Source organism: Polynucleobacter asymbioticus QLW-P1DMWA-1 (assembly GCF_000016345.1).
Lineage (GTDB): Bacteria > Pseudomonadota > Gammaproteobacteria > Burkholderiales > Burkholderiaceae > Polynucleobacter > Polynucleobacter asymbioticus.
Genome location: NC_009379.1, coordinates 2,019,002 through 2,034,531 on the forward strand (window position 1 = coordinate 2,019,002; position 15,530 = coordinate 2,034,531).

Sequence of the window (15,530 nt, forward strand, 5' to 3'; positions counted from 1 at the left end):
TTAAGTTTCAATTTTCGGATCACGGCCCATGAGTTTTTTCACAGCATCTTGTGGAGTGAGTTGACCAGAGAGAACGTCACCCATCATTGCAGTGATGGGCATTTCAACATCAAGGCGCTTAGCTAAATCACCAACTGCTGCCGCACAAAGAACGCCCTCTGCAACGTGCCCAAGATTAGCCAAAATCTCAGGCAAGGATTTACCAGCGGCTAACTCCAGACCGACTCTTCGATTGCGTGATAGGTCTCCAGTTGCAGTCAATATCAAATCGCCCACCCCAGTAAGGCCCATACAGGTTTCAGACTTTCCACCAACAGCCTTTACGAGGCGCATCATTTCTGCAAGTCCGCGAGTAAGCACTGCTGCACGTGCATTTAAACCGAGGTTTAAACCATCGCCAATACCAGCTGCAATTGCTAAAACATTTTTTACAGCGCCGCCTAATTCCACGCCAATTAAATCGTCGCTTGAATAAATGCGCATATTCCCATGATGGAAAGCAGCTTGCACAATCTCACACAAAGAAGTGGATGTGCTAGCAACCGTTAATGCACAGGGCATCCCTGCACCCACCTCGTGAGCAAAGCTCGGTCCTGAAAGCGCACCATAGGCATGTTTAATGCCATGGTTATGCAAACTGTTTTCACGTTCAACTACCTGATGAGGCAATAAAGATGTATTAGGTTCTAGACCCTTGCACAACCAAATGATATTGAGGGGCTGCTTTGCTAGCTTGAGAACTTGAGCAATGGTTTGCGAAAGACCCGACATTGGAGTGGCAATCACTAAAAGATCATTGCTAGACAATCTTTGGATTGCATTAGAAAAATCATTTTCTAGCTTGATGCTTTTGGGTAACTTAATGCCTGGGAGATAGGCCTGGTTTTCACCAGTTTTCTCAATCTCCAGCAGCTGGCTTGGATCACGCGACCATAAAGAAACATCCCCTGCACTTTGCTGGCGAGCTGCCTGGGAGGCAATTGCCGTTCCCCAAGCACCTGCACCAAGGATTGTCACTTTCATGATGCGTGACCTTATCTTTTGCTCTTAATGAGGAAGGATGATTTTGCTTTCATCAGCACCGCCGCTAGTTTTAGCAGCATCAGCTTGAGCCTGCATCAATCGATGCTCGTACATTCCATGGAAATTAATTTCATTCAAATGGATTGGCTGGAAGCCCGCACGACTGATCACATCAGCAATATTGGAGCGAAGGTATGGATACAAAATCGTTGGGCAAGTAATTCCCAACATTGGGTCTACCTGCTCAGGTGGAATATTAATAAACTCAAAAATTCCAGCCTGTTTGGCTTCTACCAAAAAGAGTACTTTTGAATCAACCTCAGCAGTAACGGTGCCCATCACGGCAACCTCAAAAAGACCTTCAGTTAGAGGCAGTACTGAAATATCAATTTCCACTTTAATTTGCGGCTCTTCAGCAACAAGCAGAATCTGGGGGGTATTCGGTTGCTCTAAGGACAGATCTTTAAGGTAAACGCGCTGAATACGAAATTCAGGCGCGCTATCTTTTTCAGTATTTTTTGGTGTTGTAGACGTAGTTTCAGTCATCGCAATCTTTCTTTTATCAGTTCTTTACATCAATAAAGGATCAAGCTTTCCAGCGCGATCCAAAGCAACTAAATCATCGTATCCACCGACATGAGTCTCACCTATATAAATTTGGGGAACTGTGCGTCGGCCAGTACGCGTCATCATGACTTCACGTTGTGCAGGGTCAAGGTCAATTAAGATTTTCTCTAAATTGTTAACTCCTTTTTTCTGGAGCAGTTTTTCAGCCATTACACAGTATGGGCAAACCTGAGTGCTATACATCGTTACCTGTTGCATAGTTATTGGCTCACTTAACCAAAGGGAGGGCAGCCAGCTTCCAAGCCTGCACGCCACCATCTAAGGCGCCAACTTCCAGAAAACCCAGTTTTTGTACCTCAGAAAGCGCTTTGCGAGACTGGGCACCAGTTTCACAGACCAAAACTACAGGGCGCTTACGATCCAATTTCAATGCCTCAATTGCAGCCGCAATCGCGGATGCATTAGCCAATTTCGCCCCGGGCAAATGGCCCACCTTAAAAGCCTCTTCTGGACGTAAATCCAAAACATAGGCTTTGCGACGATTTATCCAAATAGTGGCTTCAGTTGCTGTTAAGCCTTTTCCGCGAATAAGCGTAGATAATGTAGGCAGGAAGAGCGCTATGCCGGAAACCACTAGTAAGGCAATAAGCGCTAAATTATCAATTTGAGTGAGAAAGTTCATCACTGGATTATAGAATGGCTCTATGAAACAACTTGTCCTTATTCGTCATGGCGAATCTGCCTGGAACCTTGAAAACCGCTTTACTGGCTGGGCGGACGTTGACTTAACCCCAAAAGGCGCAGAACAAGCGCTCGCTGCAGGTGAACATCTTCGTAAAGCAGGCTATGAATTTGATGTGGCTTACACCTCTGTTTTGCGGCGTGCTATTCGCACACTTTGGCATGTACAAGATGCTATGGATTTAATGTGGCTTCCTGTGGTTCACAGTTGGAGACTAAATGAGCGTCATTACGGCGCACTAACAGGTCTTAATAAAGCAGAAACGGCAGCTCAATATGGCGACGAGCAAGTTCACATTTGGCGTCGCTCATACGATATTAGGCCTCCGTTACTTGAGGCAGATGATGAGCGTAATCCAAAAAATGATAGCCGTTATGCAAAACTTAATGAATCCGATATTCCACTTGGTGAATGTCTTAAAGACAACGTGGAGCGCGTACTACCTTTATGGAATGAATCTATCGCTCCTGCACTCAAAGCAAATAAAAGAGTATTACTAGTCGCACATGGTAATAGCATTCGTTCATTAATTAAGTATCTTGATCAAATGTCTGATGAAGCCATTATGGAAGTAAATGTTCCCAATGGCATTCCACTAGTCTATGAGCTAGATGACAACCTCAAGCCTATTCAACACTTTTACTTGGATTAAAGCAAAAGAAAACATGCGTCAATTTCTCAAGAAGTTTGCCCTCATTACTATTGGCCTTATTGCTGGTGTGACAGCCACCATACAGCTTTCAGCTACCGCCCAACAAGGTACTCAGTTGCCGCTAGACGAAGCTCGCACCTTAGCAAATGTCCTCAGTTACATTCAAAAAGAATATGTCGAGCCGGTTGACGATAAGAAACTACTCACCGAAGCCACCAAAGGTATGGTGAGCAGCTTGGATCCACACTCCACCTTCTTGGATAAAAAAGATTTTGCTGAGATGCAAGAGATGACATCCGGAAAGTTTGCTGGTCTAGGAATTGAAATTACTTCAGAAGATGGTGTAGTTAAAGTTTTGAATCCTATTGAAGATAGCCCTGCTGCACGCGCCGGATTGCAAGCAGGCGACTTAATCACCCGCCTTGATGACAAACCTGTTCGCGGCATGTCTTTGGATAAAGCAGTTCGTACAATGCGTGGTGAACCAGGAACAAAAATTACCCTTACGGTATATCGTAAAAGTGAAGAGCGTAGTTTTCCTGTCACGATTACCCGTGCAGAAATTAAAGTGCAATCTGTTAAGACCAAAATTTTAGACAACGATATTGCTTGGGTGCGTATTACCAGCTTTCAAGAACGCACTGTTCCAGACCTTGCTAAAAAATTAACTGAAATTGCTAAGCAAGATCCAAAGCTCAAGGGCGTTATTTTAGATCTCCGTAACAACGGTGGTGGCCTGCTACAAGGCGCAGTTGGCGTTGCAGCAGCCTTTTTGCCGGCAGATGCGGTTATCGTATCAACTAAAGGTCAATCAGCAGATTCTAAGCAGGTGTTTAATGCCACTCCTGCCATGTATCGTCTTGGTGAAGCGGGTGATCCACTCGCTGGCGTGCCTGAAATGTTTAAAAAGATACCGATGGTCGTTCTAGTCAATGCATACTCAGCATCTGCTTCTGAGATTGTTGCTGGCGCATTACAAGATTACAAACGCGCAACCATTATTGGCAAAACTACTTTTGGTAAAGGCTCGGTACAAACGGTACGCCCATTAACCAGTGATTCAGCACTAAAAATTACTACCGCCTATTACTACACACCAAGCGGCAAATCGATTCAAGCCTATGGAATTAAGCCAGATATCCCAGTTGACCAAAATAAAGATGGTGATCCCGATGATGTCTTAATCACCCGTGAAATTGATAGTGAAAAGCATTTGCGCAATAAACAATCTGCAGAAGATAAGTTAATTGCTGATCGTGAAAAACGTCGTCTTGAAGAGCTTCAACGCATTGAAGAGAAAAATGCGAAGAAAACTCCTGAAGAAAAAGAGAAAGAGAAAAACAAGAAGCCAACAGAACTGGGTAGCGCTGATGATTTCATGCTTACCCAGGCTGTCGCTTATATCAATGGTCAGCCAGTAAAACGCTCTTCATCTAAGCTTGAGTAAACCCCTCCTGAATTTGGAGCTTAGCGATGAATGATGAGCAGCTGCTTCGTTACTCAAGACATCTCCTCCTTGAGGATATTGATGTTGAGGGTCAAGAGAAGCTTCTTAATTCGCACGCGCTAGTCATTGGTGCTGGCGGTCTAGGCTGTGCTGCAGCACCCTATCTAGCTGCAGCTGGCCTTGGACATATCACCCTCATTGATCATGATGAGGTAGAGATAACCAATCTTCAGCGCCAAATAATGCATACAGAAAGTAGCATTGGAAAAAGTAAGGTGGATTCTGGGAAACACTTTCTTTGCCAACTCAATTCTGGTGTTCGCATTCAAACAGTTCAAGCCAAAGTCACTAAGTCGATATTGGATGACTTATTACCAAGCGTAGACATTGTTTTAGATTGCACTGATAACTTTCAAACACGACACCTCATCAATGCAAGCTGCGTGCAATATCAAATCCCTCTAGTTTCAGGATCAGCCTTACGTTTTGATGGTCAAATAACCGTCTTTGATCTGCGAAACACAGCTTCACCTTGCTATGCCTGTATCTTCTCTCCCGATGAAACATTCGAAGAAGTGAGCTGCTCTAGTATGGGAATCTTTTCACCACTCGTAGGCATCATTGGCTCGATTCAAGCCGCTCAAGCCCTGCAAGTTCTGATTGGGTTTGGAGAGCCTTTAGTAGGCCGGATGCTGCTCTGGAATGCCCGGGCCACCAATATTGATGAGATTCGGATTGCGCGCAACACTGAATGCTCAGTATGCGGCAAAGCCCATTAAGGCTTTAAGAAAATAAACGCTCCAAGGCTTTTGCTTGAGCCTCTGGCTCATACGCCTTTAAGACCCTTGGTATGCGCGCTTTTAACATCCCAACATTTGCCTTCAAAATCTCCCGCTTCACTAGCAGTAGCTGACTAAAGTGCATTGAGAAATCAGTTAACCCCAAGGCAAGCAACAATTTAGTAAGAGCAGGATCACCGGCCATCTCACCACAAACAGCGATAGGTATATTCGCTCGTTTAGCCTGGTCAATAATATTAGCTAATAGATTCAAAATCGCAGGATGAAGCGGATCATATAAGTGCGCAACTGCGTGATCAGCCCGATCAATTGCCAGGGTGTACTGAATTAAATCGTTAGTACCAATCGAGAGAAAGTCGAAACGATTAATAAACAAAGGTAGAACTAAAGCAGCAGCCGGAATCTCAATCATGGCGCCCACTTGAATATTAGGATTAAAAGCTTGGCCACGTTGATGTAACTGCTGCTTCGCTTTTTCAATCAAGCGGAACGTTTCATCAATTTCTTTAGCATGTGCCAACATGGGAATCATGATGCGAGCTTGGCCATGCGCAGAGGCCCGCAAGATTGCTCTTAACTGAGTTAAGAAAATCTCTGGTTCAGTTAACGACCAACGAATTGCACGCAAGCCTAATGGCGATGTCCCCGTTTGAGAAACATCGACACCTGCGCCTAAGGCCTTATCCGCGCCGACATCAATAGTTCGGATGTTGACTGGCAACCCATGCATTAAATCGACTACACGCCGATATTCTTGATATTGTTGATCTTCATCAGGCAAAGCTTGATTACGATCCATGAATAAAAATTCTGAGCGAAATAACCCAACCCCTACAGCACCAAGCTTAAGTGCCTGAATTGCATCTTCAGGCAATTCAATATTCGCAAATAGTTCAATATCTACGCGATCCAAGGTTTCGGTACGAGCATGCTTGAGTTGCTGAAGTTTGCGGACCTCTTTTAAGCCCTGTGTTTGCAACTTTCGATACTCAGCAAGCAACTGCTCACCAGGAGCAACCACGACAACTCCTTGCTCACCGTCCAAGATTAACCAATCGCCATGACGAATCATTTCGCTCGCATGGCGAACACCAACCACCGCTGGAATCTCCATACTTCTAGCAACAATCGCAGTATGCGAAGTTTTGCCACCTAGATCAGTTACAAAGCCGGTAAATGCATGCTCTTTGAAGCGCAACATGTCGTGTGGCGCGATATCATGAGCCACAATAATTGAATCAGCATCAACATCTGTTGGCGAGAAAGAATCCGTGTGACCTAGAGAATCTTTTTTCTGGGCATTGAGCGCTTTAATGACTCTCTCAGCCACCTGACGAATATCGTTAGCTCGCTCTTTTAAATAGGGATCTTCAATTTCTGCAAACTGCTCAAGCAGGTCATTGAGCTCAGTTGTTAGAGCCCAGGCGGCATTCATACGTTGTGTACGAATGAGCTTCATGGGCTTTTCGGCTAAGGCCGGGTCAGCCAAAATCATACCGTGAACATCTAAAAAAGCCGCCATCTCTTGTGGGGCATCTTTAGGTAATCCCTGGCGCAGCTGCTCTAGTTCCAAACGAACTTGATCAAATGCATCCAATAATTTTTGTACTTCGGATTCTTCTTTTCCAACTTCAACTAAGTAATGACTAACTTCTAAAGCTGCACGCGATATCAAAACAGCCTTGCCAATGGCAATGCCTTTCGATACCGGAATTCCGTGCAGCGCAAAAGTCATTCTTATTCGCCCTCTCCGAAGCGGTCATTAATTAATGCTGTGAGAGCTTGCATCGCCTCATCTGCCTTCTCGCCGACAGTCTCAAGGGTTACCGTGCTTCCAATACCTGCGGCTAGCATCATGACGCCCATAATGCTCTTGGCATTGATTTGACGACCATTACGTGACAACAATATTTCACAAGGAAATTGGGCTGCCAGTTGAGATAACTTCGCCGAGGCTCTTGCATGAAGCCCTAATTTATTAATAATTTCAATTTCAGCAACTGGCATTCTCTAACCGTTCCTTTTAATCTTGATTTACCTTGGTACCAAGGCGCAATATTCCATTTTGGCCACCAGCCAGTGCCTTTTGCGCAAGCCCCTCTAAGTCTTCACCTCGATGCGAGATACAGCGCATCAACATTGGCAGATTTAGTCCTGCGAGCACAATAATTGGGGCATTTAATCCTGATAAGGGGCCAAGCGACTCTAACTTTGACGCGACATTTGCGGGGGTTGCCCCCATTACATCGGTCAGAATAAGGACGCCATTACCGCTATTCACGCCATAGGCTGCCTTCATCACTCGATCGAAACTTGCCTTAGTATCTTCATGCGGCGGAATATCTACCGCCCTAACGCGTTCCGGCAGAGAGCCAAAAGTGTGCTCTACAAAATTCAACATTGAACTTGCAATGGGGGTATGTGCAACGATTACGATTCCAGTCATGTTATGACACTGCCTTCTCAAGTGCTTTCAACCAAAATTGTGGGACATCGAAGCTACTTTGTTCTGTAATTTCAACAAAACAAGTTGGGCTAGTTACATTAATTTCAGTAAGGAAACCACCAATGAGATCTAGTCCAACCAAGAATAAACCACGTTGATAAAGAATTGGAGCAAGTTTTTCCGCAATACGTTTTTCTGTTTCAGTAAGCAGCATAGCAACTCCTTTGCCACCTGCGGCTAAGTTGCCACGAATTTCACTGCCCTGTGGAATGCGAGCCAATGCATATGGCACCACTTCTCCACCAATCAGGAGTACCCGTTTATCGCCTTGTGCAATTTCTGGCAAGAAACGCTGAATCATGAGTGTTCGAGCACCATTCTCGCCAAGTGTTTCAACAATGCTAGCTAAATTGAGCCCATCTGGACCAACTCGGAAAACACCCATGCCGCCCATGCCATCCAAGGGCTTAATCACAATATCTTGATGAATTTTATGAAACGCCTCAACGGCACCAAGCTCTCGTGTCACTAATGTTGGTGGAATTAAATCAGGAAATTCTGTAATAGCTAGTTTTTCGGAATGCTCGCGAACTGCCGCAGGTTCATTGAAAACTTTAGCGCCTTGTCTTACAGCGGCAGATAGTAACCAAGTTGTATTGAGATACTCAATATCAAAAGGGGGGTCTGTTCTCATTAATATTGCAGAGAATGAATTTAATGCACGCGCCTCTGAAGCTCCTAACTCAAACCAAGAAGTAGAGCTCGGTTTAATAAGCAATGATTGACAATCGGCAACTACAAGATTTTCTTTCCAGAGAATATTGCGGCTTTCACAAAACCACAGATGATGCCCCGCTTCTTGCGCAACACGCATCATTGCCAAAGTGGAGTCTTTTTTAATCTTGAAAGATTCAAGCGGATCGGCAATAAATAAAAGATTCATGGGCTTTAGCGGGTGTAACAACTGCTGTTTAGGAAACTTCCATATCGGGGTCTGTTCTCTCAAGCTCGAGGGATGAGGCCAATAAAGCTAAACGGGCCACAACACCATACAAATAGAAGCGATTAGGCGCCGCACTACCTGGCTTAGCACTCATGTCGGGCATCGAGTTCTGTTCAAATGCGAGCGGAACAAAATGCATACCAGGGGCATTCAGATTTTCATCTGGACCGCGGTCTGTATGCACTCTGTAGAAGCCGCCAATGACATAGCGGTCAATCATATACACCACAGGCTCAGCAACGGCTTCATTGACCTTCTCAAAGGTATATACACCCTCCTGAATCAATACATCACTTACCTCAAGACCTTCTTTAACCACGCTCATCTTGTTACGATCTTTGCGGTTTAAGCCTTTGAGTTGTGCAGGGTCGTTAACAACCATCACACCCATACCGTAGGTACCTGCATCAGCTTTAACTACGACATACGGCTTGTCTTTGATGCCATATTCTCGATATTTCTTTGCAGTCTTTTTCAGCACTTGCTCGACAGCTGCTTGAAGCTCGTCCTCACCCTTGCGCTCATGGAAATTAATATTCGAGCAACTTGTAAAGTAAGGATTAATCATCCATGGATCAATATCAACCACCTTAGCAAACTTCTTTGCCACCTCTTCATAAGCTGCAAAGTGATTAGACTTGCGACGCACATGCCAGCCGGCATGGAGCCCAGGCAAGAGGTACTGCTCATGAATGTTTTCTAAGATAGGAGGAATCCCAGCAGACAAATCATTGTTGAGCAAAATAGAGCAAGGATCGAAATCTTTTAAGCCCAAGCGCTGGTTCTTAAGACCCAAGCGAGACAAAGGCTCCATTAACAAACGGTTGCCATCAGGCAACTCAATCCAAGTAGGTTTTTTAATTTCTTCTGAAAAGGTTCCTAGTCGAACATTGAGTCCGGCTTGGCGCAGGATAGAAGATAAGCGAGCAATATTTTGCAAATAAAAAGTATTGCGAGTATGGCGCTCTGGTATCAACAGTAAATTTTTGGCTTCTGGGCAGATCTTCTCAATCGCTGCCATTGCAGCTTGAACCGCCAGAGGCAACATTTGGGGCGATAAATTATTAAAGCCGCCAGGAAAAAGGTTGGTATCTACAGGAGCTAGCTTAAAGCCAGAGTTCCGGAGATCGACCGAACAATAGAAAGGCGGAGTATGTTCTTGCCATTCAAGCCTAAACCAGCGCTCAATCGTCGGGGTTGCTTCAAGAACCTTTGACTCTAATTCGAGCAAAGGGCCACTTAGGGCAGTAATTAGATGTGGAACCATTCCACCATTGTAAGATTTTTTAAAAGAAAGACGCGGGATCCTAGGATCCCGCGCTTAAAACTAGGCAGCTAACCAAAGCCGCCCAGTGAGGGGTAAATCTACAGATTAAGACTCGTAAGCAGACTCACCATGTGAGCTGATATCCAAGCCTTCGCGCTCTTCTTCTTCCTTTACACGCAAACCGATCACGATATCGATCAATTTGAAGGCTACGAAAGAAACTACGCCTGACCAAATAACAGTGGTAATCACGCCTTGCGCCTGAATCCACAATTGGCTAGCAATAGAGTAGTCAGGAGCAACTGCATTTGCTACGTAATCCCAAATGCCAGAGCCACCCAATGCTGGATCAGCAAATACACCAGTCAACAATGCACCAGTAATACCGCCTACGCCGTGAACACCGAATACGTCCAAAGTATCGTCTGAACCCAAAATCTTCTTGAGACCAGTAACACCCCAGAGGCAAACTACACCAGCGATTAAACCAATAATGATTGAGCCCATTGGGCCAGCAAAACCAGCTGCAGGAGTAATAGCAACCAAACCAGCTACGCAACCAGAAGCAGCGCCCAACATCGAAGGCTTGCCTTTGAGAACCCACTCAGCTACAGACCAGCCCAATACAGCAGCAGCAGTTGCTAAATAAGTATTTACGAAAGCCAATGCAGCGCTACCGTTTGCTTCGAGTGCTGAACCAGCATTGAAACCAAACCAGCCGAACCACAAGAGAGCAGCGCCAGTCATTACATAAACTAAGTTGTGTGGCTTCATTGCTTCTTTACCGTAGCCCAAACGCTTGCCGATAACAAAGGAGCCAACCAAACCAGCGACCGCAGCATTGATATGCACAACAGTACCACCAGCAAAGTCGAGAACACCTTTTTGCCACAACCAACCAGCACGAGCAGTAATTGCTTCGAGTGATGCAGCATCTTTGATGTCATCAGGACCAGGCCAGAACCAAACCATGTGAGCGATTGGCAAGTAGCTAAATGTGAACCAAATGATCATGAATACTAAGATTGCAGAGAACTTAGCGCGCTCAGCAAAAGAACCAATGATCAAACAGCAAGTGATGGTTGCGAACACTGCTTGGAAAGCCATGAATACGTATTCAGGAATCACAACACCTTTACTAAAGGTTGCTGCTACTGAATCTGGATTCATACCACCCAAGAACAGACGATCTAATCCACCAACGAATGCTCCGCCTTCCGTGAACGCAAAGCTATAGCCATAGATAGCCCATAACACTGTGATCATAGAAAAGACCATGAAACATTGCATACAGATAGACAAGATATTCTTGCTACGTGTTAAGCCGCCGTAGAACAAAGCCAAGCCAGGAAGCGTCATCAACAACACTAACGCTGTACAAACCATCATCCAGGCAGTATCACCTTTATTGCACTTTTCAGAGCAAAGAACGGGTGCAGGTTCTGCGGCTGCTGGAGTTGCGGCAGGAGCAGTAACTGCTGGTTTTTTAACTTCATCAGCATGCGCTGGTGAAGTCACTATTACACCAGTAGCGCCAATAGCCAAGGCCATCGCACCACCAGCAACAAGTCGTTTCATCCAAGTTAACATTTTGAACCTCTCTTTAAAGTGCTGACGCGCCGGTTTCACCGGTACGAATACGAATGACGTGCTCAACTGGGGAGACAAAAATCTTGCCATCACCAATCTTGCCAGTACGTGCAGATTTTTCAATTGCTTCAATCGCACGCTCCAAGATGCCATCTTCAACAGCAGCTTCAATTTTTACCTTAGGTAAAAAATCAACAACATACTCAGCACCGCGATACAACTCGGTGTGACCTTTTTGACGACCAAAGCCTTTAACTTCAGTGACGGTAATGCCCGAAACTCCCACTTCCGAGAGAGCCTCGCGCACTTCGTCAAGCTTGAAGGGCTTGATGATTGCGGTAATTAATTTCATATGTTTCTCCGTTCAGGGAAATAATTAAAAAGTTTTGGTCAAAGAAACTAGACCTGTTTGGCCGCCCATATTTCTGCCGGTTGGTGTTGCATAAGCATACACACCAGAATAATTTCCACTTCCTTGTTTAACGTTTGTGCCAACATAAGCCGCAGAGGCAGATAAACCTCCGCCAAAGTCTTTAGTTAAACCCAATTTCCAGTCGGCGTAACTAGCTGAAGCTTGTCCGGCTTGTATATATTGACCTGCAATCTTTTGATATCCAAAGTGGCCATTTAAAGTGATACCCCAAAAGCCTGTATCGTAATTGGCTGTTATGTCAGAGTAGTTAGAACCAGTACTAGATGGAGCAGCAAAAGTATTGCTCAAGGCATAGGAGAACTTAATAAAACCAGTTACTGGGCCAAATGTAGCGTTTTGTGCGATGTACAACTCAGTTGTATTTGGGTTGGTCCCAGTAATTTGTGAAGTTGGATAGTAGTATTGCAAAACACCGAAGTCAGAAGCAAAACCTTCTGCGATCAACTCCTTTTTGAAACCACCGTAGAAGTCCATCTCAATAGGTGCACTCTTCGCAAGACCTTGATCAGAAACCCAGCTAATAGAGGAGTTCCAGTTACCAATATAAAGACCGCTTTCATGAGCGTAGTCAAAACCACCTTGAATGGCTGGCTTGTAGTCTGATTGTGTTAGACCACGATAGATATAGTTATTAGTTACGGTTACGTTAGCAGTGATGGGGCTAACTTCTGGTGCTTCTGCTGCAGCTGCGGCTTCTTCTGCAAATACTGAAGAACACGCCAAGCCACTTAACAATGCGACTGCAGCTACTGACATTGCCTTCTTGTGTAAAGTTTTCATGAACTACTCCTTACTGGTTGTAATAAAAAATGGGTTAAATGCTTAATTGCATGGGGTGATCATGAAGGGAGCGCTAAATGAGGATTTCGGCCAATTCCCCTTAATAATGCTTATGCACCTCTATAGTGCTTTATATTGCACCATATCAGGGAATTTAAGGTCTTTTTAGCCATTTCTAGGCTTTTTACAGACTTTTTGGGTCTCAACTTAAAATATGAATGTGTGTGTTTTATACAACTCTCTAAGGAATAGAAAACCCCATCATGCAAAAACCAGGTGAAATCCTCGAGCAAATCCAACGCATTGCCAGCGATATGCAAAATAAAGTGGGCGACGCAATCCGAAATTCGCCAGCTCAAGAAATTGAAAAGAATGTGAAGGCCATGATGAACCAAGGTTTTCAGAAGCTAGACTTGGTTACCCGCGAAGAATTTGAACTGCAAACTAAAGTGCTAGCCAAGACAAGAGAAAAGTTAGAGGCGCTTGAAGCCAAAGTGGCGGCCCTAGAAAAAAGTCAGTAATACTTCGCCTTGAAGTCTTCGACTTTAATCTGGATAAAACTCATTAAAGAAAGTTTCGTATTCTTCTTTAGATAAAAGTATTTTTGAATCGTCCGAATTTGGATTGGTATGCAGCACTGATATCTGATAAATCCATACATCACCATTTCCAGAAAATCGAGTAATCCAACGAACTCGCATCATTTGCTGGATTTTTTCATTCGCTTTAAATGTAATGAAATAATCTTTACTAGCGAATTTCTGATGATCAACTGTTTGATATGTGGTCTCTTCAACATTAGCAATACCCCCTGAGGCCTTTGCTCTATCAAGCAAATTGCTCTGCAACTGGAAGACTATTTTTGAGGCTTCCCAGGCTGTATTTGCGGGCAGCTTGATGGTGCTAATTGAATAAATATCATCATCAATTTTGATAGCCTCAAGCGATTGCTTGAGCTCTTGATTTTGATAAGGAAGTTGACGCTCCATCTTTTCTGGTTTACCAGGAAAGAGCGCGGTGTAGTGTTGGTCTGGAGCTTGGACATTGCGCCAGTTAAGTTTTGGACTACAGGCTAGTAAAAAAACAAGTGTCGCAAAACAACCAATTCTTAAAACATTTTTAAACAATACCTGCTCCGTGCGCTTGCTGATCGGCATGGTAACTAGAGCGCACCATGGCACCTACTGCCGCATGTGAGAAGCCCATGGCATATGCCTTCTCTTCAAACATCTTAAATACATCGGGATGCACATAACGCTGAACCGGTAAATGGTGTCCTGAAGGCGCAAGGTACTGACCAATCGTGAGCATGTCGATATTGTGGTCACGCATGTCTTTCATTACTTCGAGGATTTCTTCATCCGTCTCGCCCAGCCCAACCATCAATCCACTCTTAGTAGGAATATTAGGGAAGCGCTCTTTGAAATCCTTCAATAACTTTAAAGAATGTAGGTAGTCCGCCCCTGGTCTCGCCTGTTTATATAAACGGGGAACTGTTTCCAAATTGTGATTCATCACATCTGGCAAACCTTTTGGTGCGTGCTGTGAAAAGATATCTAAAGCTTTATCTAAGCGACCACGAAAATCAGGCACTAAAACTTCTATCCGAGTACTAGGCGAGAGACCACGTGATTGCGAGATGCAATCCACATAATGCATTGCGCCACCATCGCGCAAGTCATCACGATCAACGCTGGTGATCACCACATAATTTAATTTGAGCGCTGCAATAGTCCGCGCTAAGTTAGCGGGCTCTTTTGTATCGAGCGGATCAGGTCGGCCATGCCCTACATCACAAAATGGGCAACGACGTGTGCACTTATCACCCATGATCATGAAGGTTGCAGTGCCCTTACCAAAGCATTCACCAATATTTGGGCAGCTCGCTTCTTCACAAACTGTTACCAATTCGTTTTCACGCAAAATCTTTTTAATCTCAGCAAAACGAGAATTACCTGATGCCGCTTTAACTCGAATCCAATCTGGTTTTTTTAATACCTCTGACAGGGGAACAATTTTGATTGGAATACGCGCGGTCTTCTCGCTCGACTTTTGTTTGCGAGTGGCGTCATATTGCATGTCTTGACGCTCTTGCGCAGTATTGTTGGGGTCTGTTTTATTGATAGTCATGTTGGCATGAGTTGCTTTTGTAGGTGCTCCAAAAGCCTTTGGCTAATAGTGTCTATATTGTCCTTGATCCCGAGAGTTTGCATATCGACCGTCTTTAAGCCCTCATACCCGCAAGGGTGGATGCGCCCAAAAGCCTCTAAATCAGTGGCTACATTCAAGGCTAGGCCATGATAAGAGCAGCTTTTGGAGACTTTAAGGCCCAAAGCGGCAACTTTAGCCCCTATCCATTCGGGTGATATACCAGGTTGTAGAGACACATAGATGCCGGGCGCCCCAGAACGTCTTTCGGCCACCAAACCAAAATCAGCCAAAGTATTAATTAGGGCTTGCTCTATGCGCGAGACCAGCTCTTTTACAAAAATCCCCAGCCGCTTCAAATCAAGCAAGAGATAGACCACGATTTGGCCTGGCCCATGATAGGTAATCTCACCACCACGATCCACCTGCACTAACGGAATTTGATTGCTTGGTGAATGTAAATTACCGGCATCACCAGCAAGGCCCAATGTAAATACTGGTGGATGCTCCAAAATCCAAATTTCATCTGGTGTAGTGCTATTGCGCTCTTTTGTGAATGCGCGCATCACTTCATACGTTGATACGTAATCTACTACTCCTAGATGTTTAACCAATACAGTCATCAACTAAAG

At 44.7% G+C, this 15,530-nt stretch carries 19 protein-coding genes; 4 read left to right on the forward strand and 15 right to left on the reverse strand.

Features of this window, described 5'->3' with window-relative positions; all coding sequences use genetic code 11:
• From PNUC_RS10075 to PNUC_RS10090, 4 genes are read right to left on the reverse strand one after another with little or no spacing between them, the layout of a single operon-like run.
• Entirely contained in the window at positions 1-1,023 is a 1,023-nt protein-coding gene (locus tag PNUC_RS10075) for an NAD(P)H-dependent glycerol-3-phosphate dehydrogenase (RefSeq protein ID WP_011903779.1), read from the reverse strand.
• A 24-nt stretch (positions 1,024-1,047) separates the two neighbouring features.
• Entirely contained in the window at positions 1,048-1,569 is a 522-nt protein-coding gene (gene secB / locus PNUC_RS10080; protein ID WP_011903780.1) for a protein-export chaperone SecB, read from the reverse strand.
• Positions 1,570-1,593: 24 nt separating this feature from the next.
• Complete coding sequence (grxC, locus tag PNUC_RS10085; RefSeq protein ID WP_011903781.1) at positions 1,594-1,848, reverse strand: glutaredoxin 3; 255 nt, start codon at positions 1,846-1,848, stop codon at positions 1,594-1,596.
• A gap of 10 nt (positions 1,849-1,858) precedes the next feature.
• The gene (locus PNUC_RS10090; RefSeq protein WP_011903782.1) at positions 1,859-2,272 is read right to left on the reverse strand and encodes a rhodanese-like domain-containing protein; all 414 of its coding nucleotides are present in this window, start codon (positions 2,270-2,272) and stop codon (positions 1,859-1,861) included.
• 22 nt (positions 2,273-2,294) lie between these two features.
• Between PNUC_RS10090 and gpmA the strand changes: the two genes are divergently transcribed.
• From gpmA to PNUC_RS10105, 3 genes are read left to right on the forward strand one after another with little or no spacing between them, the layout of a single operon-like run.
• On the forward strand, positions 2,295-2,984 hold the full coding sequence (gene gpmA / locus PNUC_RS10095; protein WP_011903783.1) for a 2,3-diphosphoglycerate-dependent phosphoglycerate mutase: 690 nt from the start codon (positions 2,295-2,297) through the stop codon (positions 2,982-2,984).
• 13 nt (positions 2,985-2,997) lie between these two features.
• Positions 2,998-4,431: a S41 family peptidase gene (locus PNUC_RS10100; RefSeq protein WP_011903784.1), complete on the forward strand. Its 1,434-nt coding sequence runs from the start codon at positions 2,998-3,000 to the stop codon at positions 4,429-4,431.
• Positions 4,432-4,457: 26 nt separating this feature from the next.
• Positions 4,458-5,210 carry a HesA/MoeB/ThiF family protein gene (locus PNUC_RS10105; RefSeq protein WP_011903785.1) on the forward strand — a complete coding sequence of 251 codons (753 nt, stop codon included), beginning with the start codon at positions 4,458-4,460 and terminating at the stop codon, positions 5,208-5,210.
• 4 nt (positions 5,211-5,214) lie between these two features.
• Here PNUC_RS10105 and ptsP read toward each other — a convergent pair whose 3' ends face one another.
• The 8 genes from ptsP to PNUC_RS10145 all read right to left on the reverse strand — a co-directional run bounded on the left by ptsP (position 5,215) and on the right by PNUC_RS10145 (position 12,750).
• The gene (gene ptsP, locus PNUC_RS10110) at positions 5,215-6,966 is read right to left on the reverse strand and encodes a phosphoenolpyruvate--protein phosphotransferase (RefSeq protein WP_011903786.1); all 1,752 of its coding nucleotides are present in this window, start codon (positions 6,964-6,966) and stop codon (positions 5,215-5,217) included.
• A gap of 2 nt (positions 6,967-6,968) precedes the next feature.
• Positions 6,969-7,238: an HPr family phosphocarrier protein gene (locus PNUC_RS10115; RefSeq protein ID WP_011903787.1), complete on the reverse strand. Its 270-nt coding sequence runs from the start codon at positions 7,236-7,238 to the stop codon at positions 6,969-6,971.
• 16 nt (positions 7,239-7,254) lie between these two features.
• Positions 7,255-7,677 carry a PTS sugar transporter subunit IIA gene (locus PNUC_RS10120; RefSeq protein ID WP_011903788.1) on the reverse strand — a complete coding sequence of 141 codons (423 nt, stop codon included), beginning with the start codon at positions 7,675-7,677 and terminating at the stop codon, positions 7,255-7,257.
• A 1-nt stretch (position 7,678) separates the two neighbouring features.
• The gene (gene gshB, locus PNUC_RS10125) at positions 7,679-8,620 is read right to left on the reverse strand and encodes a glutathione synthase (RefSeq protein ID WP_011903789.1); all 942 of its coding nucleotides are present in this window, start codon (positions 8,618-8,620) and stop codon (positions 7,679-7,681) included.
• Between the two features lie 28 nt (positions 8,621-8,648).
• Positions 8,649-9,947, reverse strand: coding sequence for a glutamate--cysteine ligase (gshA, locus tag PNUC_RS10130; RefSeq protein WP_011903790.1), 1,299 nt, complete (start codon positions 9,945-9,947; stop codon positions 8,649-8,651).
• 105 nt (positions 9,948-10,052) lie between these two features.
• The gene (locus PNUC_RS10135) at positions 10,053-11,537 is read right to left on the reverse strand and encodes an ammonium transporter (RefSeq protein WP_011903791.1); all 1,485 of its coding nucleotides are present in this window, start codon (positions 11,535-11,537) and stop codon (positions 10,053-10,055) included.
• Positions 11,538-11,550: 13 nt separating this feature from the next.
• Entirely contained in the window at positions 11,551-11,889 is a 339-nt protein-coding gene (locus tag PNUC_RS10140) for a P-II family nitrogen regulator (protein ID WP_011903792.1), read from the reverse strand.
• Between the two features lie 24 nt (positions 11,890-11,913).
• A complete protein-coding gene (locus PNUC_RS10145) occupies positions 11,914-12,750 on the reverse strand; it encodes a TorF family putative porin (RefSeq protein ID WP_011903793.1) in 837 nt (278 codons plus the stop codon).
• Positions 12,751-13,013: 263 nt separating this feature from the next.
• Here PNUC_RS10145 and PNUC_RS10150 point away from each other — a divergent pair, with 263 nt between their 5' ends.
• Entirely contained in the window at positions 13,014-13,271 is a 258-nt protein-coding gene (locus tag PNUC_RS10150; RefSeq protein WP_011903794.1) for an accessory factor UbiK family protein, read from the forward strand.
• 24 nt (positions 13,272-13,295) lie between these two features.
• Here PNUC_RS10150 and PNUC_RS10155 read toward each other — a convergent pair whose 3' ends face one another.
• From PNUC_RS10155 to lipB, 3 genes are read right to left on the reverse strand one after another with little or no spacing between them, the layout of a single operon-like run.
• Positions 13,296-13,877: a hypothetical protein gene (locus tag PNUC_RS10155; RefSeq protein WP_011903795.1), complete on the reverse strand. Its 582-nt coding sequence runs from the start codon at positions 13,875-13,877 to the stop codon at positions 13,296-13,298.
• Complete coding sequence (lipA, locus tag PNUC_RS10160) at positions 13,870-14,880, reverse strand: lipoyl synthase (protein ID WP_011903796.1); 1,011 nt, start codon at positions 14,878-14,880, stop codon at positions 13,870-13,872. The genes PNUC_RS10155 and lipA overlap by 8 nt, the downstream gene beginning before the upstream one ends.
• Entirely contained in the window at positions 14,877-15,521 is a 645-nt protein-coding gene (lipB, locus tag PNUC_RS10165; RefSeq protein ID WP_011903797.1) for a lipoyl(octanoyl) transferase LipB, read from the reverse strand. Before lipB ends, lipA begins: the two co-directional genes overlap by 4 nt.
• Between the last annotated feature and the right edge of the window lie 9 nt (positions 15,522-15,530).